This is a genomic window from Pyxidicoccus trucidator (assembly GCF_010894435.1).
GTDB lineage: Bacteria > Myxococcota > Myxococcia > Myxococcales > Myxococcaceae > Myxococcus > Myxococcus trucidator.
Window position 1 is genome coordinate 45,986 of the sequence record NZ_JAAIXZ010000022.1, and the last position, 21,124, is coordinate 67,109.

The 21,124-nt window shown below is 72.0% G+C and carries 8 protein-coding genes; all 8 read right to left on the reverse strand.

The window, feature by feature from the left end; all coding sequences use genetic code 11:
• Positions 1-8: 8 nt before the first annotated feature.
• The 8 genes from G4D85_RS40720 to G4D85_RS40755 all read right to left on the reverse strand — a co-directional run bounded on the left by G4D85_RS40720 (position 9) and on the right by G4D85_RS40755 (position 21,114).
• Positions 9-815 (reverse strand): ABC transporter ATP-binding protein, encoded by an 807-nt coding sequence (locus tag G4D85_RS40720; protein ID WP_164019658.1) that lies wholly within the window; start codon positions 813-815, stop codon positions 9-11.
• Positions 802-2,100 carry an ABC transporter substrate-binding protein gene (locus G4D85_RS40725; RefSeq protein WP_164019659.1) on the reverse strand — a complete coding sequence of 433 codons (1,299 nt, stop codon included), beginning with the start codon at positions 2,098-2,100 and terminating at the stop codon, positions 802-804. The genes G4D85_RS40720 and G4D85_RS40725 overlap by 14 nt, the downstream gene beginning before the upstream one ends.
• Positions 2,101-2,448: 348 nt before the next feature.
• Positions 2,449-9,264: a type I polyketide synthase gene (locus G4D85_RS40730; protein ID WP_164019660.1), complete on the reverse strand. Its 6,816-nt coding sequence runs from the start codon at positions 9,262-9,264 to the stop codon at positions 2,449-2,451.
• Positions 9,261-12,482: a non-ribosomal peptide synthetase gene (locus G4D85_RS40735; RefSeq protein WP_164019661.1), complete on the reverse strand. Its 3,222-nt coding sequence runs from the start codon at positions 12,480-12,482 to the stop codon at positions 9,261-9,263. Before G4D85_RS40735 ends, G4D85_RS40730 begins: the two co-directional genes overlap by 4 nt.
• A 46-nt stretch (positions 12,483-12,528) precedes the next feature.
• Positions 12,529-13,593: a TauD/TfdA family dioxygenase gene (locus G4D85_RS40740; protein WP_164019662.1), complete on the reverse strand. Its 1,065-nt coding sequence runs from the start codon at positions 13,591-13,593 to the stop codon at positions 12,529-12,531.
• Positions 13,590-17,138, reverse strand: a complete 3,549-nt coding sequence (locus G4D85_RS40745; RefSeq protein ID WP_164019663.1) for a condensation domain-containing protein — start codon at positions 17,136-17,138, stop codon at positions 13,590-13,592. The genes G4D85_RS40740 and G4D85_RS40745 overlap by 4 nt, the downstream gene beginning before the upstream one ends.
• Before the next feature lie 263 nt (positions 17,139-17,401).
• Entirely contained in the window at positions 17,402-20,005 is a 2,604-nt protein-coding gene (locus tag G4D85_RS40750; protein ID WP_164019664.1) for a MupA/Atu3671 family FMN-dependent luciferase-like monooxygenase, read from the reverse strand.
• A gap of 158 nt (positions 20,006-20,163) precedes the next feature.
• Entirely contained in the window at positions 20,164-21,114 is a 951-nt protein-coding gene (locus G4D85_RS40755) for an ATP-grasp domain-containing protein (protein WP_240359794.1), read from the reverse strand.
• Between the last annotated feature and the right edge of the window lie 10 nt (positions 21,115-21,124).

Here is a 21,124-nt window from a genome sequence, read left to right on the forward strand (position 1 = left end):
CTCACCCTTCAAGACAGCCAGCGCCGCTTGCGGCGGTAGCGCTTCAGCTCGTGGTAGCCCCGCTGCCCCTCGCGCCCGAAGCCCAGGTAGAACTCCTGGACGTCGGGGTCCTCCCGGAGCTTGTCCGCGGGGCCGTCCAGCACGACCTTGCCCGTCTCCAGCACGTAGCCGTACCGGGCCAGCTTCAGCGCCACCATGGCGTTCTGCTCCACGAGGAGCACCGAGACGCCCTCGCTGCTGACGCGTTGGATGAGCTCCGAGACTTCGCCCACGGCCTTCGGGGACAGCCCCAGGAAGGGCTCGTCGAGCAGCAGCACCTTGGGACGCCGCATCAGCCCGCGGCAGATGGCCAGCAATTGCTGCTCGCCGCCGGACAGGTAGCCGGCCTTCTGGCGGCGCCGCTCGCGCAGCACCGGGAAGCGCGTGAAGGCGGACTCGACGAGCTCCGCGCGCGACTGGGCGCCCATGCCGAAGCCCCCCGCGATGAGGTTCTCCTCCACGGACAGCTCGTTGAGGATGCGGCGACCTTCGAGAATCTGGACGACGCCCGCGCGCACCCGCCCATCCGCCGGAAGGCGGAGGAGGCTCTGGCCGGAGAGCTCAATCTTCCCCTTGGTGATGGTGCCGTCGTGCAGGTCCAACAGCCCGCTGATGGCGCGCAGTGCGGTGGACTTGCCGGCGCCGTTGGGACCGAGGAGCGCCACCACTCCCTGCTGGGGCACCTCCAGGGAGATTCCCCGGAGGGCCCGCACCACGGAGTGGTAGACGACCTGCAGATTCTGCACCTGGAGGAGGGGCGGACTACTTGCTGTCATCGGTCGCCTTGGCGGGAGACGCGCCCAGGGCCTTCGGCTTCGCGTACTCGGCGACGACGCTCCAGCCGGCCTGGTCCAGGACGGGCTTGAGCACGCGGACGCTGACCGCCGTCTCATACGGGAACCGGGACAGGTCCACCGGCTCCGCCGTCATGCCGCCCGCGGTGGTGCCGGTGATGCCCTTGAGCGCCTGCAGGTAGCCCGCGCGGGTGACGTCCTTCGCCTCGATGGCCTTCTTGAGCGCCTCGATCTGGACGCGGCCCTGGACGTAGGACGCCAGCGTGTAGAAGTCCTTCGGCACGTCGGAGTGCAGGGCCTGGAGCGCGACGAAGTCCTTCATGCCGGGGACGCTGTCGCCCCAGTAGGTGAGCCCCGTGGCCCAGTAGAAGTGGGTGAAGACGGCGGCGGGGATGACCTTCGGGTCGAAGAAGCGGTCCACCCAGGCCGGCGTCTGACCCACCCAGTTGGGCATGTACTTGAGCTGCGCGGCCGTGCCGAGGATGGGCCCCGACGCGCTGGGGAGCACCGTGAGCAGCACGTAGTTGGCGCCCGACTGACGGAGCGCCGTCACCACGGCGGCGAAGTCCTTCTGGCCCGGGGCGACAGTCTGTTGCGAGACGACGGTGACGCCGTGGTGCTTGGCGGCCTCCGTCCAGCCCTCGATGCCGTCCTTCCCGTAGTCATCGCCCTGGTAGACGATGGCTGCCTTCACCTTGTCCGCGCCCCCCGCGTGCTCGACGGCCCAGTCCATGGCCCGCATGGCCTCCATCTTGTAGGAGGCGCCAATGGGCGGCGTGTGCTGGTTGCGCGCCATCTCCGAGGACTGCGAGGCGGGGAAGGCCACCATGCCGTCCGCCGCCAGCTTGTCGCGCAGGGGCAGGGTGTTGGGCGTGCCGAAGCTGGTGCCCAGGAAGAGCACCTGGTCGTGGATGTCGCTGTACGCCTGCACCGCGTTCTGCGGGTTGTAGGCGTGATCCCGCTCGACGAGCTCCAGCTTCCAGCCGTCGGGGAGCAGGCCGCTGTTGCCGGCGTTCACCTGACGGACCAGCAGCCGCTTGCCGGCGGCGAATGGCTTGCCAATGGCCGCCCCCGGCCCGCTCTCGTCGTTGAGCGCGCCGACGTAGACGACCTTCTTCTCCACGTCGACGCCTTTGTCTGCCTTGATGTCCGATACGGGTTGGGACTGTGATTGCGAGGCCTGGGACTTCGGTGCCGCGGAATCTTCCTTCTTGCAGGCCGTCAAACCGAGAGCCGCCGCCATGAGCCCGAGTACGAGCCGTCGCATCGCATCCTCCCCGTTGAGTTGGTGGCGGAACCTTTGCCACAGTCGAAAGGGCATGGAAAGACATCAGCAAAAAATGTCTTGACTGTGTTTCGCAGAGCGAAATGCAGACAGGCTTTTATTGGTTGTGTTTTGCAGGGCGGAACATCCGAGCCAATGACACACTGCGCAACCCAGTGGCGCGTTGCGCACGGCCACCGGGCGCGTCCAGCATGAATCAAGGGTTTTGATACACCTGTTCGAGAAGGTCTGGTCGCTGCCACGCCCGCGGGAGCGGGGGCACGTCCAGCAGACCTGCTCACCCCAGGCGCCCGCTTCCGGGGCGCCCAGGGTGAGGAACAGCTTCAGGCTTCAGCTTTCGGAGCCATCCGCTTCGTTGATGAGGGCCGCGAGCGCCCCCAGCTGCGAGTCGTCCAGTCCGGCCAGCGGGAAGTCCACGGAGGAGAGTGCCGCCCGGGTGTCCTGGCCTTCGCCGCACAGCGCGCGCAGCCCACCCAGGAGGTCTCCAGCCAGCCGTGACGCAGTGGCCTGCGTGTACGCTCCGTCGTCATAGGCGCAGCGCACGTGCAGGCGCCCGCCGGACAGGAACGTCTCCACCGCCAGGGCATAGCCGCCCGTCCCACGCCAGGCCCCCGGCGCCGAGTCCTCCACCGCGCCCAGGTGACGGAACACCACCTCCGCGCGAGGCAGGCGCCGCAGCCGCTCGGACAGCTCGCCGTGCGGTCCGTCGCGGAGCAGTCCGAAGCCAGTGCCCCGGCGCGGCACGCGGCGCATGCGCTCCTTCACCGCCTTGAGCACCTCCGCCGCGTCCTGCCCGCCCGTCACCTCCAGCAGCAGCGGCCAGGTGACGTCGAAGCAGCCCACCGTGCGCGAGCAGTCCATGCCGTCAAACGCCTCGCGCCCGTCGGACACCACGTCCACCCGCAGCCGGTTGCCACCCGTCCAGCTCGCCAGCGCCCGGCCGAGCGATGCCACCGCGCTCTCCGCCACGTCCGCGCGCCACGTGCCCGCGAGCCGCTCCGTGAGCTGCCGCGTCTCGTCCTCCGTCAGGGAGACTTCCACCACCCGTGCCGCGCCCGAGGCCTCGCCCGCGCGCTCCACCGGCAGCTTCACCGCGCCGTCCCAGGGGGCCTGCCACACCGGCTCCTCCTTGCGCAGCGACTCGGAGGTGGACTCTTCGGCCAGCCGCTCCGCCCAGCGCTTGAAGGAGGTCGTCTTCAGGCGGAGGCCCGGGCCGCCCTGCGCGTGCCGCAGCGCCGCGGACAGGTCCTCCACCAGCAGCCGCCAGGACGCTCCGTCCACGGCCAGCCCGTGCGCCGCCACCAGCAGGTGGCTGCCCGTGCCGCCCTCCAGCCGCACCAGCGCCGTGGCCACCAGCGGGCCCGCGCTCGCGTCGAGCTTCGCGCGGAGCTTCTCCTCCTCGCCATGGAGGGCCGCCTCGTGCTCGGAGGCGGGCAGCGCGCGCAGGTCCACCTCCGCGAAGGGCACCTCGGTGCCCGGCGGCGTGCCCGCCTGCTGCCAGCCCGAAACGCCCCGCGTGAAGCGCAGGCGGAGCGCGTCGTGATGCGCCAGCACCGTGCCCACGGCCTGCGACAGCGATGCGGCCTCCGCCGGCCCGCGCATCACCAGCCTCGCCACGCGGGAGGTCGCCGCAGCGGGCGTCTCCAGCAGACGGCGCTGCTCCGGGGTGAGCGGGGTGGGGCCCACCACCGGGCCCTGCTCGGCCTGCTTCGCCAGCACGCCGGAGATCATCTCCGCCAGCTCGGCGATGGTGGAGTACTGGAAGAACTGCTGCGGGCTGAGCTGCAGGCCCGACTGGCTGCCGCGAGCGATGATCTGGATGGCCTGCACGGAGTCGCCACCCAGCTCGAAGAAGTTGTCGTGCACGCCCACCTTGTCGATGCCGAGCACGGACTGCCAGGCCTCGGAGATGCGCTGCTCGACTTCGTTGCGTGGCGCCACGTACGGGGTCTTCAGCTCCGGCCGGGCCTGCTGCTCGCCCGAGGCACGCGTCTCGCCCACCGCCTGGAGCATGCGCTCGCGCACCACCTCGTCCGTGTGGGCGATGGTGGCGTGCAAGTCCCGCACGGACACCACCACCTGCGGGGCGATACCCGAGGAGAGGATGCGCTCCAGCGCCAGCACGCCCTCGCTCGGAGCGATTTCCTTCCGCTCGTCGGTGGGCAGCACCTTCGCCAGCGCGGACTCGCGGGCGGCGGCGGCCAGGGCGCGCAGCTCGGCGGCCGGGTCGTTGACGCGCTTCTGCGTCAGCCGCTCCACCTCCACCAGCACGCGGCCCTGCTCGTCCATCATCGTCAGGTCGAAGGCGAGCGTCTCACCGCCGTCCGTCGACTCGTTCGCCCGGAAGCGCGCGTGGCTGTACACGCGGCGCGGCAGGTCGCCGTGCAGGCGCAGCACCTTGTAGCCGAAGGGCAGGTAGTAGCCGTGCTCCGCCAGGAAGCTCTTGGCGATGCCTGACGTGCGGTCGATGAGCGACGGGTGGAAGAGGAGCTGCTCGAAGTCGCCGGAGAACTCCGGCATCAGCTCCAGCACCATCAGCAGCTCGTGCTGGCCCGGGAGGATGGACTGCACGCTGCGCCAGCGCGGCCCCAGCTCCTGCTCGTACTCGGCCTCCATCGACTGCGGGCGCGGCTTGTCGCAGCGCTTGCGCAGGGCGTCCAGGTCCTCGAAGCGCGGCACCCTCGGCCCGCCGAAGCGCACCCGGCCCGCCGAGTGGTCCGTGCCCTTGCCCACGCCGCCGGGCGGCAGGCTGCGCACCACCCAGCGCCAGCCGTCCCCGTCCTTCTCCAGGATGAGGCGCACCTCGCGCGTCTCGTTCTCCGGCACGCGCAGCGGCGCGAGGAAGTAGTTGTCCAGCAGCTCCACCGTGCGGCCGTTGGCCTCGTCCGCCATGGCGGCGCGCACCATCTCGAAGTACGCCACGCCGGGCACGGTGGGGTTGCCGAGGATGCGGTGCTCGTCCGTCACCCACTGCGAGCGCGGCTCGCCGAAGGTGCCGCCAAACACCTTGCGCTGCGGCGTGTCCACCAGGCAGCGGTGGACGAAGGGGTGCGCCATCGCGCGCCCCTCGCCGGCCTGGGCGGCGGGCCGGGCCGCCATGCCCACCTCGTCCCAGGCGCCCCAGTTGATGGTGACGGCGTACGTGCCGGTGCGCGCCTGGTACGCGCGGGTGAAGGCGTCCAGGAAGCTGTTGGCCGCCGTGTAGTCCACCTGTCCGAAGCGGCCCACCACGGAGACCAGCGACGAGCAGGCCACGAAGAAGTCCAGCCGCTCGCCCTCCAGCACCGCCGCCAGCACCCGCGAGCCCGTCACCTTGGGTGCGAGCACCGCCGACGCCGCCTCGCGCGTCTTGAGCTGGAGCAGGCCACCGCCCGGGACGCCCGCCGCGTGGATGACGCCGTGGAGGGCACCGAAGCGAGCGCGGGCCGCTTCCACCGCCGCCCGCATCTTCTCCAAGTCCGTCACATCCGCGCTCAGCGCCAGCACCTGCGCGCCCTTCGCCTCCAGCCGCTGCACGGCCTGGATGCGGCGGCGCGTGGCCTCGTCTCCGGACTCCAGCGCCTTCGCCCACTCCTCACGCGGAGGCACCGCCGCGCGGCCGGTGAGCACCAGCTTCGCGCGGCACTTCTCCGCCAGCGCCTCGGCGAAGGACAGGCCCATGCCGCCCAGGCCACCCGTGATGAGGTACACGCCGCCCTCGCGCAGGGACACCGCCGAGGTGGGGCCCTCGTCCAGGCGCACCTCCTCGAAGTCCTGCACCCAGCGGCGGCCGCTCCGGAGCGCCACCACCGGCTCCTCCGCGCCCGACGTCAGCTCCGCTGCCAATAGCTCCACCAGCCGCGTGGACTGGAAGCTGCCCGAGGGGGGGAGGGTGACGTCCACGCTGCGGCAGCGCACGTGGGGCATCTCGCGCGGGATGACCTGGCAGGGGCCCAGCGCCGTCGCCTGCTCCGGCGAGACGAGGTCTCCGCCCGTCACCTCCTGCATGCCGTTGGACACCACCGTCAGGTGCACCGGCTTGCCCGACGCGTGCCCGGCCAGCGCCTGCGCCAGGTGCAGCACGCTGAAGAAGGAGCGGTCGATGACGTCCTCCGCCGTCGCGCCCGAGCCCTCGGCGGTGACGCCGCCCAGGTGGACGATGCGCTCCGGCAGCCTTCCGTCCGCCGCCAGCTCCGATAGCAGCGTGGCCCAGTCCTCGCGGCGGGCGGGGTTCAGCTCGTAGCTGTCCGCGCCCGTGCGGCGGAACTCACGCGCCAGCGACACCTCCACCAGCGCCGTGCCCTGCTTGCGCAGGCGCGGGGCCAGCTTCGCGCCCAGGCCGGCGCGGTCCAGCAGCAGCAGCCAGGGCGCGGCCTTCGCGTCCACCACGGCTGCTCCGGCGACCTTCGGCGCGGACTCCTTCCACACCGGGAGCCAGAACCAGCTCGCCACGTCGGGGCGCTTGTCCAGCGTGCCGCGCCGGGAGCCCTGCGTGCCGGACGCGGGCCTCAAGTCCACCCAGTAGCGCTGCCTGTCGAACGGGTAGGTGGGCAGCGACTCCCGGCGGCGCGTCTGGCCGTCGAAGAGGTGCGGCGCCTCCAGGCCCAGCAGCCAGAGCTGGCCGAGGGTGCGCAGGAGGAACTCCGGCTCCGGAGTGGCCTCTCCCGGCGGCGGCAGCGTGGTGAGCATGAACTGGCCCTGCTTCTTGCGCGGGTGCCAGCGGGCGAGCGACTGGAGCGCCTTGCCCGGGCCCACCTCCAGCAGCACGGCCTCCGGCTCCTTCAGCAGCTCGTCCAGGCCGCTGGCGAAGCGCACCGGCTGGCGCAGGTGCTTCGCCCAGTAGTCCGGCGAGGTGGCCTGCTCGGGCGTCATCCACGTGCCCGTCACGTTGGAGATGAAGCGCAGCTTCGGCGCGGACGGCCGGGCCTTCGCCACCGCGTCGCGGAAGGCGGAGACGATGGGGTCCATCATCGCGGAGTGGAAGGCGTGCGACGTCCGCAGCCTGCGCGCCAGCACGTCCTTCGCGGTGAGCACCTTCTCCAGTGCTTCCACCGCGGCAAGCGGGCCCGCCACCACGCACGAGGCGGGCGCGTTGGTGGCGGCAATCTCCAGCTCCGGCGTCAGCAGGGGGCGCACGTCCGCCTCCGGAAGCTGCACGGAGAGCATGGCGCCCGGCGGGCAGGACTGCATCAGCCGGCCGCGCGTGGCCACCAGGTCCAGCGCGTCCTCCAGCGTGAAGACGCCAGCCAGGCACGCGGCCACGTACTCGCCCACGCTGTGGCCAATCATCGACGTGGGCTGCAGGCCCCACGACATGAGCAGCTTCGCCAGCGCGTACTCCACGACGAAGAGGGCCGGCTGGGTGAGGGCCGTCTGCTCCAGCTTCGCGGCGGCCTGCGCGTCCTGCGTGTCCGTGCCGAACAGCAGCGGCTTCAGGTCCACGTCATGCTTGCGGCGCAGCAGCTCCAGACACTTGTCCGCCTCCTGCCGGAAGGCGGCCTCGGTGCGGTAGAGGGCCGCGGCCATGCCCGGGTGCTGCGAGCCCTGGCCGGGGAACATGAACACCACGGGCCGGCGCACCGGCTCCTGCACGCGGGTGATGACGCGGTCCGGAGACAGCGTGCCCAGCGCCTGGGCGGCCTCGTCCACCGTGCGGCACACCACGTAGCGGCGGTGCTCGAAGCCCTTGCGGCCCGTCTGGAGCGTGTAGGCCACGTCCGCGAGGCTCAGCTCCGGGTGGGATTTCAGGTGGTCCGCCAGCCGGCTCGTCGCCGACTCCAGCGCGGCGGCGGAGCGGGCGGACAGCACCAGCAGCTGGTTCTCCCGCGAGGGCCCGGACGGCGCTCGCGCTGGCGCCTCTTCCAGGATGACGTGCGCGTTGGTGCCGCCCAGGCCGAACGAGCTGACGCCCGCGCGCCGGGGCCCCGACGCCTCCCAGGGCTTCAGCTTCGCGTTGACGTAGAAGGGGCTGCCCGCGAAGTCGATTTCGGGGTTGGGCTTCTCGAAGCCCAGGCTGGGCGGCAGCTCCCGGTGCTTCAGCGCGAGCGCCGTCTTGATGAGGCCCGCCATGCCCGCGGCGGTGTCCAGGTGGCCCACGTTGCTCTTCACCGAGCCCAGGCCGCAGAACCCGTTGCGCTCCGCACCTCCGGCGCGGAAGGCCTGGGTGAGGGCCTTCACCTCAATCGGGTCTCCCATTGGCGTGCCCGTGCCGTGGGCCTCCACGTATGTAATCGACTCCGGCTCCACGCCAGCCAGCGCGTGCGCCATGCCGATGACGTCCGCCTGCCCGCTGACGCTGGGCGCGGTGTAGCCCACCTTGTCGGTGCCGTCGTTGTTGAGGGCGCCGCCACGGATGACGGCGTGGATGACGTCCCCGTCGGCCACGGCGTCCGCCAGCCGCTTGAGGACCACCAGGCCCGCGCCGCTGCCGCCCACCGTGCCCTGGGCGTTGGCGTCGAAGGGGCGGCAGTGCCCGTCCTGCGAGCCGATGCCGCGCTCGGTGTAGAGGTAGCCCGTCTTCTGCGGCACGGTGATGGTGACGCCGCCAGCCAGCGCCAGGTCGCACTGGTGGCTCAGCAGGCTCTGGCACGCGTGGTAGACGGCCACGAGAGACGTGGAGCACGCCGTCTGCACCGTCACCGCCGGGCCCTTGAGGTCCAGCTTGTAGGCGACGCGCGTGGCCAGGTGGTCGTTCTTGTTGTGGATGACGGCCTGGAAGGCGTTGATGGTGCCCACCAGGTGCCCGGCCGAGGAGAGGTTGTAGAGCAGGTACCCGTTGGCGCCCGCGCCCGCGTACACGCCGATGGGGCCCGCCGCGCGGCCCGGGTCATGCCCTGCCGACTCCAGCGCCTCCCAGACACACTCCAGGAAGACGCGCTGCTGCGGGTCGGTGATTTCCGCCTCGCGCGGGGAGAAGTCGAAGAAGCGCGCGTCGAACTGGTCGATGCCGTCCAGCGTGGCGCGAGCCTTGACGTACTTCGGGTCCTTCAGCTCCTCGGGAGCGATGGCGGCCCGGTCCAGCTCCTCGTCCTTGAAGAAGGTGATGGACTCCACCCCTTCGCGGAGGTTCTTCCAGAACGCCTCGGGCGTGCCGGCCCCGGGGAAGCGGCATGCCATGCCGATGATTGCAATTCCCTCGAGCTGAGAGGTCTCCTGCTCGCCGCTCATCGCTTCCCCCTGCCGGCCTTCGCCTTGAGTGCTTGTTGCTGCATTGCCTGAAGTTGCTTCCGGGCCCGCTCGTCTCGCGCCTGCTGCTTCGCGCTGTCGCCAGCCGCGTCCGGCGTGGACTGCTGGGCGACGTACTTCGCCAGCGAGGCCACCGTCGGGTGCTGGAAGAGCTCGACCATGGAGAAGCGCCGGCCGAACGCGGCCGAGAGCTTCTCGTGGACCTGCACCATGAGGAGCGAGTGGCCCCCCAGGTCGAAGAAGTTTCCGTGGAGGCCCACCCGCTCCACCTTGAGCGCCTCCTGCCAGATGGCGGCGATGCGCTGCTCCAGGTCCGTGGTGGGCGCCTCGTAGGGAGCCGACTCCGCGTGGCCCTCGACGGGCTCCGGTAGCGCGCTCCGGTCCAGCTTGCCGTTGCGGTTGAGCGGCAGGCGCGCCAGCGGCATCAGCACGGACGGCAGCATGTACTCGGGCAGCATCTCGCGCAGGAAGCCGCGCAGTTGCAGCGCCAGCTCCGCGTCGCCGCCTCCCGTGCCGCGCCGGGGCACGAAGTACGCCACCAGTCGCGCCTCTCCGGGACGCGGCTCGCGCACCGTCACCACCGTGTCGCCCACTTCGGGGTGGGTGCGCATCAGCGCCTCGATTTCCCCCAGCTCGATGCGGTAGCCGCGCACCTTCACCTGGAAGTCCGCGCGACCGTGGAAGTCGATGCGGCCGTCCTCGCGGTACCGGCCCACGTCGCCGGTGCGATACATGCGCGCGCCGGGGACGGGGCTGAAGGGGTCCGGCACGAAGCGCTCGGCCGTCAGGTCCGGGCGGCCTTCGTAGCCCCGGGCCACGCCCGCGCCGCCGATGAAGAGCTCGCCCGGCACGCCCAGCGGCACCGGGTGAAGTCGCGCGTCCAGCACGTGCACGCGCACGTTGCCCAGCGGCCCGCCGATGCTCGGCTCCTTCGAGTCCACCACCGGGCACGTGGTGGCGTTCACCGTGCACTCGGTGGGGCCGTACATGTTGACGAAGCGCGTGCTCGGGCGCGAGGCCAGCTCCGCCCACGTGCGCGCGTCGATGGCCTCGCCGCCCACCAGGACGAGCGTGGGCGAGAAGTCCGGCTCGCGCCCCAGGCCCTGCGCCAGCATGGGCACCAGCAGCGAGGGCGTGCAGTCCAGCACGTCCACCGCGTGACGGCCCACCCAGGCGCGCATGCGCGCGGCGTCCGGACGCACCTCCTCCGGGACGAGGTGCAGCGAGTGGCCGTTGAGGAGCTGCAGCCACTGCTTCACCGACGCGTCGAAGACGAGCGGCGCGTTGACGCTGACCCGCAGGCCGGGGCCTCGGCCCTGATACACGGTGTCCCGCAGCGTGGCCGCCAGGTTGAGCGCCGAGCGGTGCGCAATCACCGCGCCCTTGGGCCGACCCGTGGAGCCCGAGGTGAAGATGACGTACGCGGCGCCTTCCGGTGCCAGCGTCACCTCGGGCGCGTGCGTGGGGGCGGCGGCGAGCGCCTCGGCTTCCTGGTCCAGACAGAGGAGGTCATACGTCCCCTCGGGCACCACCGTTCCGCGCAGGTGCGAGCGGGTGAGGGCCAGCGGCGCGCCCGACTGCTGGATGACGTAGGCCAGCCGCTCGCGCGGGTACGTCGGGTCCAGCGGGACGAAGACGCCGCCGGCCTTGAGGATGCCCAGCAGCGCCACGAGCTGCTCCACCGAGCGCTCCAGGCACACCGCCACGCGCACCTCGGGGCCCACGCCCTTCGAGCGCAGGTGCCAGGCGAGCCGGTTGGCGCGCTCGGCCAGCGCGGAGAACGTCAGCTGTTCATCCTCGAAGGACACCGCGAGCGCGTCCGGCGTCTCACGCGCCCACGCGTCGAAGCGGGCGGGAATGGTGCTGGCCGTGTCGTAGTCGCGGCCCGTGCGGTTGAAGCCGTCCAGCGCGCCCAGCTCCTGGGCGCCGAGCCACGGCAGGGACTCAAGCGGGCGCTCCGGCGCGGCGGCGGCTTCGGAGAGCAAGGTCCCCAGCCGCGCCAGCATCCGGGCGGCCTCGGTGGAGGCGTACGCGCTGTCGTCGTGCTCCAGCTCCAGCGTCAGGCTTCCGTCACCCGCACGCACCAGGGACAGGGCCAGCTCGGCGCGCTCGGCACGGGCTACCAGTTGGAGGACGGAGAGCTTGAGCCCACCGACCTCCACGGGCTCCGGCCGGAGGACCTCCTGGAAGGAGAACGCGAGCGGGGCGGGGGCCGCGTACACGGCGTCGAAGTAGTCCTGCCAGGCCTCGGCGTCGCGACGCTCCCGCGACACCTCACGCACGTGGTCCTCGAAGCGGGCCCGTGCGCTGGCGGAGGCTCGCAGCGGAAGCCAGCGCTCGAAGAGGCCGAGCGCCACGTCCAGGCCGTCGAAGGTGCGCCCGTCGAAGCGCACGGCCACGCAGGACTCGTCACGCGCGCCCATGCGGCCCAGCAGCAACATCCACCCGGCCAGCACCGCGTCCGCTGCCCGCGCGCCCAGACGTCCGGCGAGTGCCTCCAGGGTGGAGGTCGTCTCCGGCTTCAGCGCAAGGGACTGGAGCCCCGGCCGCTTCCACGGTCCGCTCGCACCCGGAAGACGCGTGGGCAGCACGGTGCCGGTGGCGGACGAGACGTCGCGCGACTTCCAGTACTTCCGCCCGTCGCCCGTCTCCTCGGACTCGAGGAGCTGGTGGAAGATTTCGGCCACGTCCGCGTACTGGGGCGGTGGCTCCTCGTCCGTCGTCGCGGCGGACGTCAGGCCCTGGCACAGCTCGCGGGCGAGGAGGAGCAGGCTCTGCCGGTCAGCGGACGGCGCGGGCAGGTCCACCACCAGGACATGCCGCTCGGGGCCCAGCCTCGCCAGCTTCAACGGAGCAGGCCCGTCCTCGGGCGTGGCCTCGGCGGACAGCACGGCCTGGAGTCGCGCCTCGGCTTCCGCGGCGGAGACAGCGCTCCAGTCGAGCACCTCCAGCACGGTGGCCGGCACGTCGCCGGGCACCTGCACCGCGGCCCCCGTGCCCGGAAGGCGGCGGTAGGTGGTGCGGAGCAGCTCATGCCGCGACACGACCTCGCGTACGACGCGCTCCAGCCGCGCGGCCTCCAGCGGGCCTTCGAGCAGGAGCGCGGCACGGGCACGCGCGGACGTGGCGGGAGTTGCCGCCAGGAGCGACCACTGACGCGCTTGTTGGGGGGAGAGCCGGAATCCAGGGGTGTGGGTCACGGTGATGGCTCATCGGTAGTCGGCGCCATCGGGCGCGTTGGGAAGCTCAGGACGAGGAGGAGCCTGGCGGGGCCACATCACTCCAGGAGAAGGGGCGCGCCATGCCCGCCAGCACCCGTCGGGGCCCGGAGAACGGGGAGCGCGCATGCGCGGCGAGCATGTTGTCCACGACGAGCAGGTCCCCACGCTCCCACGGGAAGGCCACCAGCTCCGCGTCGTACGCGGCGCGCAGCGTCTCCAGCGTGGCCGGTTCGATGGGCGAGCCATCGCCGTAGTACGTGTTGTTGGGCAGCTCGTCCTCGCCCAGGTCGGCCAGCAGCACCGCACCCACCTGCGGGGGCAGGGTGGAGACGTGGAAGAACGTGGCGTGGTTGAACCAGACGGGCTCGCGGGTGACGGGGTGGAGCCCCGCGGCGCGGCGCACCTGGCGCGTGCGCAGGCGGTTGCCCTCGCGCCACTCGAAGCTGATGCCGTTGCGGCGGCAGTACGCTTCCACCTCGGCGCGGTCCTCGGTCTGGAAGGCCGTCTGCCAGCTCAGCCCCAGCTGGTGGCCGAAGTTGCGGACGTACATATAGCCCTGCTCCAGGAAGCGGGCGCGCAGCTCCGCCGGCAGGCGCTGGTACACCCGCCGCGAGTCCACCAGCGGCGTCTCGCCTCCCTGCTGCGCGGGCGTCACGCAGGCGAAGAAGAGGCGCAGTGGGAAGGTCAGGTTGTAGGACTGCTCGTTGTGCGGATAGATGCGCTCGGCCGCGGGGTGGTCCGTGGACGTGTAGATGTTGCCGCTGACCTGGGAGCGCGGTGACGAGCGCTCCTCGTACTTCAGCGCCTCGTCGGCCAGCGCCTGGATGGCGGCGTCCATGGCCTCGGGCGTCGCCACGTCGAAGCCGCGAAAGAGCACGGCGCCGTGGCGGTGCAGGTGCTCATCCACACGGGCACGCTGGCCACGGGCCCACGCGGCCAGGTCCACGCCCGGAAGCGCGGGACGGGCCACGACGGGCAGGTGAGTTGCGGGGCGGGGTTCCTCGAAGCGCACCCAGTCCTGTCCGGAGCCATCCACCTCGCGGCGCCGCACCTGGGGCAGCGCGCGCTTCACCGGGCCACCTGCCGTCATGACTCACCTCCGCTCTTGCGGCGTACGCTGCGGAACAGCTCCTTGCGCGTCGACTGCAGCTCCTTCGCCCGGGCCTGCTGCCGCTGGCGCTCCAGCTCGGCCAGTTGCTGCCTCAGCTCGTCCACCGTGGCGTCGGGCCGCGTCACCGCCGTGGTCAGCACCGCCTCGTAGTCCTCCGCGAGCCGGGTGATGGTGGGCGCGTCGAACAACGCCGTGGCGTAGCGCAGCACGCCGTGGAAGTGCCCACCGGACTCGGACAGCAACACGGACAGGTCGAACGGCGAGCCTCCGTCATCCACCTCGAGCTGCCGGAGCTCCAGCCCTGGCAGCTTCAGCGCGGGCAGCGGCGCGTTCTCCAGCACGAACATCACCTGGAAGAGCGGGTTGTAGCGGGCGTCGCGCGGCGGGCGCAGCGCCTCCACCAGCTTGTCGAAGGGGACGTGCGGGCGCGCGTAGCCGCCGAGCGCCACCTCGCGCACGCGCCCGAGCACCGCGCGGAAGGACGGGTTGCCCTCCAGGCCCACGCGCAGCACCAGCTGGTTGACGAAGAGGCCGGCCAGCCCCTGCGTGCGGGCGTGCTCGCGGTTGGCCACGTCCGTGCCCACCACCAGGTCCGTGCGGCCCGTGCGCGCGTGCAGCACCACGAGGAAGCCCGCGAGCAGCGACATGAAGGGCGTGGCGCCCTCGGCCTGGCCCAGCTGGCGCAGGCCCGAGGTGAGGGCGGGGGAGAGCGCCAGCGGGTGACGCGCGCCCTCGAAGTGCTGTCGCTCCGGACGGGGCCTGTCGGAGGGCAGCTCCAGCAACGGAGGTGCACCCGTGAGGCGCTCCTTCCACCACGACAGCTCCGCCTCCAGCTCGCCGCCCTCCAGCCACCGGCGCAGCCACGCGGCATGGTCGGCGTACTGCACGGGCAGCGCGGGCAGGGGAGAGGGCCGCCCCTGCGCGAAGGCCGCGTAGAGCGCGCCCAACTCGCGCACCAGCACGCCCATGGTCCACCCGTCGGACACCCCGTGGTGCAGCGTCAGCAGCAGCCGGTGCTTGCGCTCCGACAGCCGCAGCAGCCGTGCTCGCACCGGAAGGCCGTGCTCCAGGTCGAAGGGGCGACGGGCCTCCTCGGCGGTGAGGCGCTCGGCTTCCGGCTGCCGCTCCGCGTCGGGCAGCGCGCCCAGGTCCACCACCGCGCCGGGTCCGGAGAGCTGGGCCGGGACTTCTTCCGGCGGAAGGATGACCTGGGTGAAGCGTCCCTCCGCGCGGGGGAAGCGCGTGCGCAGCACCTCGTGCCGCTGGAAGATGGCGGCCAGGGCCTGGCCCAGCGCCGCCACGTCCAGCGCCCCCTCCAGCTCCACCGCCGCCGGGATGTTGTAGGCCGCGCTGCCCGCCGACAGCTGCTCCAGGAAGAGCAACCGCTCCTGCGCGTAGGAGAGCGGCGGCGAGTCCCCACGAGCGCCAGCCACCAGGGGAGGCAGCACCGCGGTGGGGTGGCGCAGCTCCGCGAGCGCCCGCGCGGTGAGCGCCTCCAGGTGCACGCCCTCCAGCAGCAACGCCACCGGCAACCCGACGCCCAGCTCCTCCTCCAGCGCGCCCTTCAGTTCAATGGCATGGATGGAGTCCAGCCCCAGCTCGGTGAGGGGGCGCGTCGCATCCAGCGCCGACGCAGGCATCGACAGCGCCCGGGCCAGCCGGCCCTGGAGCCACGCGCCCAGCAGCCGCGAGCACTCCTCCTCTGACGCGGCCAGCAGCGCCTCGCGGGTGAGCGGAGGCAGCGCCTCTTCCTGGCTCGCGGGCGCATCGGACGCGTCCGCTACACCCCGGTCCTCCGCGAGCACCTCCAGCTCACCGGCCACGTACATGGCGCGAGTCGCGCGCCGCTGCACCTTGCCGCTGGACGTCTTGGGCAGGCCACCCGGGGGGATGAGCACCACGGTGCCGACCGCCACCTCGTGCGCCTGCGCGATGGCGCGGCGCAGGGCAGCGACAGCCGCCGCGGGCTCCGACAGCCGGTTGCGGTCCACCTCCATCACCACCACCAGCCGCTCCTCGCCGTCCGCCTCCACGGAGAACGCCGCCGAGCAGCCGGGACGCATCGCCGGGTGACTGGCCTCCGCCGTCAGCTCCAGGTCCTGCGGGTAGTGGTTGCGACCGCGCAGGATGATGAGGTCCTTGATGCGGCCCGCGACGAACAGCTCTCCCTCCGCCACGAAGCCGAGGTCGCCGGTGCGCAGGTACGACCCTTCGCCCGTGTCGGCGCGGCGGGCACGGAAGGTGGCCTCGCTCTCCTCGGGGCGCTCCCAGTAGCTGGCGGCCACGCTGGCGCCACGCACCCAGATTTCCCCCAGCCGTCCCTCCTTCGCGGGCACGCGGGACTCCGGGTCCACGACGAGCAGTTCCTGCTCCAGCACGCCCTGGCCACAGCCCACCAGCACGCTCGCGCCGTCGGCTCCGGCCTCCGACGCCTCGGCGCGGCCCTGCTGGAGGGACTCGCGCACGTACGCCCGCTCCACCGGCGGCGTGGCCTTGCGCCCTCCCGCGGCAATCAACGTGGCCTCGGCCAGCCCGTAGCACGGGTAGAACGCCTGCTTGCGGAAGCCCGACACCTCGAAGGCCCGGGCGAAGCGCTCCAGCGTCTCCGCGCGCACCGGCTCGGCGCCGTTGAAGGCCACGTCCCAGCTGCTCAAGTCGAGCGCCGCCCGCTGCTCCGGCGTCGTCTTGCGCACGCACAAGTCGAACGCGAAGTTGGGCCCGCCGCTCGTCGTCGCCTTGTAGCGGGAGATGGCCTCCAGCCACCGCGCCGGTCGCTTGAGGAAGTCCAGCGGCGACATGAGCACCACCGGGAAGCCGCCACACAGCGGCTGCAGCACCCCGCCGATGAGGCCCATGTCGTGGTACGGCGGCAGCCAGATGACGCCCCGGCTGGCCTCGGTGTGCTCGAAGCAGCGGTGGATGGCCAGCGAGTTGTGCAGCAGGTTGCCGTGGCTGAGCATCACCCCGCGAGGCGTGCCCGTGGAGCCGGAGGTGTACTGGAGGAACGCCAGCGACTCGCGCGTGGCGCCCGGCTCCTTCCACGCGTCCGCCGCTCCGGCCTCCACCGTGTCGGTGGCAATCCACGTCAGCCCCGCCAGCGCCGCGGACTGCTCACCCAGCGACTCCACCACGGACTGGATGAAGCCGGTGGTGAGCGCGAAGCGCGCGCGCGCGTCGTGGATCACCGCCTCCAGCCGGGGCAGCGTGCGCGCCACCCGCATCGGGTCCGGCGGGTAGGCCGGCACCGCCACCGCGCCCGCGTAGAGGCAGCCGACGAAGGCGGCTACGTAGTCCAGGCCCGGGGCGTAGAGCAGCAGCACGCGCTCACCCCGCGCGCCGCGCTCCTGCAGGAAGCCACCAATGGCCCGCGCCCGAGCGTCCAGCTCCGCGTACGTGAGGTGGGCTTCCTCGCCGTCACCGTCCACCAGGAAGGTGTACGCACGCTGATCGCCATGCTGCTCCGCGCGACACCGGGACAGCTCCACCAGCGTCGAGCACTCCAACAGCAGATTCGTCGCGCGCATACGTCCCGTACCCGCCTCCCGAGCCCCGCCACCCCGGAAGGGCTTCGCGAGTGTCCCCCTTGCCTGGCTGGCTCGCGGTCCACCGCGAACACAGTCAGCGCGATTCGGGGACACGGTCTCCCGCGCGCCCGGCAGCGCGACACATTTGTTTGATACAAACCGAGTAACACAGCCGTCTGTCGGATGTCCAGGCAGGGCGGAAAAAACGAGATTGGCGGGATTTTGCCCGCCCCCCGGACGACCGCTGAAGACCCGTCAGGTGCTCACGCGCCCACATCCTCCACGAGGCGGAAGGTGAGCTGGGGGCGTGTGCCCACCACGCGCTCGTCGAGGTACTCGGAGAGGACACGCTCCATGCGCAGCGCGTCATCCTGGACGAGGCGCTTGAGCTCGGCGAGGTGCGTGAGGCTGTCCAGCACCGAGCGGGTGTCCACGCCGAAGTCGATGAGGCACGCCACCTCGTCCACGTCGCCCGCCAGCAGCTTGTCCACCATGGGCAGGCAGGACGTCACCGTGCCGATGAGGGCCCCGGTGCGGTAGTAGCGCTCGAAGGCGTAGGAGGCGAGGTAGTCCGCCCACTTCGGCTCGTTGATGTCCACCTGGAGGTCCAGGCTCTTCACCAGCGTCTGCATCAGCGCCACGTGCGCGCGCAGGTAGGCGGTGAGGGGGGCGCGCACCTTGTCGAGGACCTCGTCCGCGTCCTGGCCGATGAAGGTGTGCATCATGAGCGTGGCGGTGCGAGAGCCGCGCGCGTGCCCGGCCCGCTCCGCCGCGGCGTGGTAGAGGCCGAGCTTCTCCAGCGCCTCCTCCAGCGCCTGTCCCAGCAGCGAGGTGAGGACGTTGTAGCCGTTGGCGCCGGTGCGCTCGAAGAGGGCGGGGTCCGTGGCGCACGTCACCCAGGTGGGCAGCCGTGGCTGGAGGGGACGGGGGAAGACCTGGAGGTGGACCTCCTTGCCGGCGCCGTCCTTCGTGGCCACGGCCTCGCCGCGCCACAGCCGCTCCACCGTCTCCAGGTTTTCCCACATGACGTCGCGCTTGCGCGCGAAGTTCTCCGGGAAGAAGGCGAAGTCGTTGGGCACCCAGCCGGAGGCGATGGAGATGCCCGCGCGGCCGCCGGAGAGGTTGTCGACGATGGACCACTCCTCGGCGACACGGAAGGGGCTCTGCAGCGGCAGCACCACGCTGCCCGCGCGCAGGCTGACGTTGCGGGTGATGGTGGCCAGCGCGGAGGCGAGCATGGCGGGGTTGGGGTAGATGCCGCCGTGCTCGTGGAAGTGGCGCTCGGGCGTGGAGACGGAGCTGAAGCCGTGCTGGTCCGCGAACTTCGCCGCCTCGAGCAGCAGGTGGTACTTGTCGCGGGTGCCGGCGTCCTCGTCGGCGAAGAAGAAGAGGCCGAAGTCGAGCTTCCTCGCCCGGCGGCGGGCCGGCACCACGTGGGCCACCAGCGCGTTGCCCTCGGCGCGCACCGACACCGTGCGCACCTCGGGATGACAGGCCAGCAGGGCCTGGAGCTCCGCGGGCCCCGGCGTGGAGCCCGCGGTGACGGTGCCCCGCGAGCCACCTTCCACGGCCCGGCCGGCGGCCTCCACCACCTCATGCAGCGAGGACACGTCCCTGTCTGCCTGCGAGACGAGCGCGTCCACGAGCGCCACGAGCTGGCCCGACAGGCGGATGACGTCCAGGGGCGCGAAGCGGCGCGCGTCATGGTGGAGGCGCAGCGCCAGGCGGGGGCCGGGCTCCACCTCCAGCAGCAGCGGGAAGGACGGCGGCGGCGCGGCGCGGGTGAAGGGCTGGAAGCCCAGCTCCCGCGCGAGGGGACGGAGCGGGTCTTCGTCCGGAGCCTCCCAGACGGCGACGACGCTCTGGAAGAGGAGCGCGTCCTCGGGAAGCGCGAGCCACTGGCGCACCTGGGCCGTGGAGACGTACTCGTGGCGCTGGGCCTCGGTCAGCTCGGCCTGGAGGCCGCGCAGCCAGCGCACGGGGTTTCCGTCCGCCGGAACCGCGAGCCGCCTTGGCAGCACGTGCGCGAAGCTGCCCACCAGCGGGCGGCCCTGGGTCAGCGTCGCGGGCCGGCCCGGCACCTGCGCGCCAAAGACTACGTCCTGGCTCCCCGTGACGTGGCGCAGCAGCAGCGCCCACGCCGCCTGGACGAGCGTGCCCAGCTCCAGCTTGTGCTTGCGCAGGAACGCCTGCACGTTGCCCGTCTCCGTGGGCGAGAGGAGCTGCTGCTGGACGCGGGGCAGGGCGTCGGAGGCAGCGGCGGGCAGCTCCGGGAGCAGGGAGGGCTTCGCGTCGCGCAGCAGCTCGCGCCAGCGGGCCTCGGCCTCGGGGGTGCCCTGCTGGTCCACCCAGGAGAGGTACTCGCGGAAGGGGCGGGCCTTCTCCAGGCCGGCGTCCGCCTTCTCACGGAGGGACTTGTAGAGGCGCAGCAGCTCGTGGAGGCACAGCCGCGCGGCGCCCGCGTCGAGCGCCGCGGCGTGGTAGCCCAGGACGAGCACGCCCGTGTCCGGCCCGGTGCGCAGCAGCGACAGGCGCACCAGCGGGGCGGCGGTGAGGTTCAGGCCTCGCCGGCGGTCCGCCTCCAGCCAGGACGCCACGTCGGTGGCGTCCACGCGCTCCAGGGCGGGGGCTACCTTCTCGCGGACGACCTGCATGGGCTCGGCGAGGCCCTGCATGAAGAAGGCGGTGCGCAGCGCGGCGTGCCGGCGCACGAGCTCGCGCAGGGCTTCCTCCAGGACGGGCTCGTCCAGGGCGCCACGGAACGGGGCATGGAGGTGCTCGACACGGGCCTCGGGAGCGGGCTGTCGCTGGGACAGCAGCTCCCGCTGGGAGGCGGTGAACCGGTAGACGTCCTCGACGTTCTTCATGATGTAGGGCGGAGGGTCTCCGGAGGGCCGACTTCCATCAGGGTGTGGTGGAGACCGTGGGCACCGTAACACGGTGCCTCCCACGCTCGGGAATGGGGCCCGGGCGCCCGTCGAGGTCGGCGCTGACTTCGCCGAGGTCCGGCGTGGGGTCCGCCCGGCTACCGCGCCGTGCGCGCGCCCTCCACCACGGCCCGGGCGATGGCGCGGCTGATGGGGTGCCCCAGCTTCACCTCCACGTCCAGGTAGATGGGCGAGCTGTTGAGCTCCAGGAAGACGTAGTCGTCCCCGTGGTGCTTGATGTCGATGCCGGCGAAGGTGAGGCCGCACGCACGCGCCGCCTGCCGGCAGAACTGCTTCACCGGCTCGGGCAGCGGCACCTCGCGATAGCTCGCCTCACCCCCGCTGTAGATGGGGTCCGCCCTGAAGTCGAGGTGCTGCTCGGGCGTTTCAATCGCCACGCAGGACACCACCTCGTCGCCCACGAGCATGATGCGCAGGTCGTCGCCGCGCACCCGCTCCTGGAAGATGACCGGGGAGGCGGCGACGTCCTCCAGCCGCTCCAGCGCCTCGGCGTCGAGGCCTCGGGTGATGGCGCCGCCCATGATGGGCTTGTAGATGACGTCCTTCACCTCCGCGTGGAAGGCGCGGATGGCGGCCGGGTCATTGGAGATGAGCGTGCGGGGTACGCGTGCACCCAGGCTGCGCAGGGCGTGGAGCTGGAAGGGCTTGTACTGCATGACGCTGGCGGCGTGCGGCCCGTTGACCAGCGTGGCGCCCTGGTGGGCCAGCTTCAGCAGCCACGCCACGAAGTACGAGGCGCGCTCGCGCGTCTGCATGAAGTGGTGGTGCCAGTCCTCATAGAGCACCAGCTCGCCGTTCTGCTCCAGGGCGGGGACGAAGGGGGCGGGGACGAAGCGCAGGTAGAAGCCGCGCAGGTCGTCCACGCGCTGCCCGAGGTAGTACGTCTCGTCGTCCTTCATGGACAGCGGCCAGCCGTGCTCCAGGGCCTCGCTGTCGATGATGACCGATTCCGCGCCCAGGACTCCCGCCTCGTGCGCCACCGCCGCGCACTGCGGGTCATTGCCGTCACCGAAGATGCCGATTCTCAAGGACCTGCCC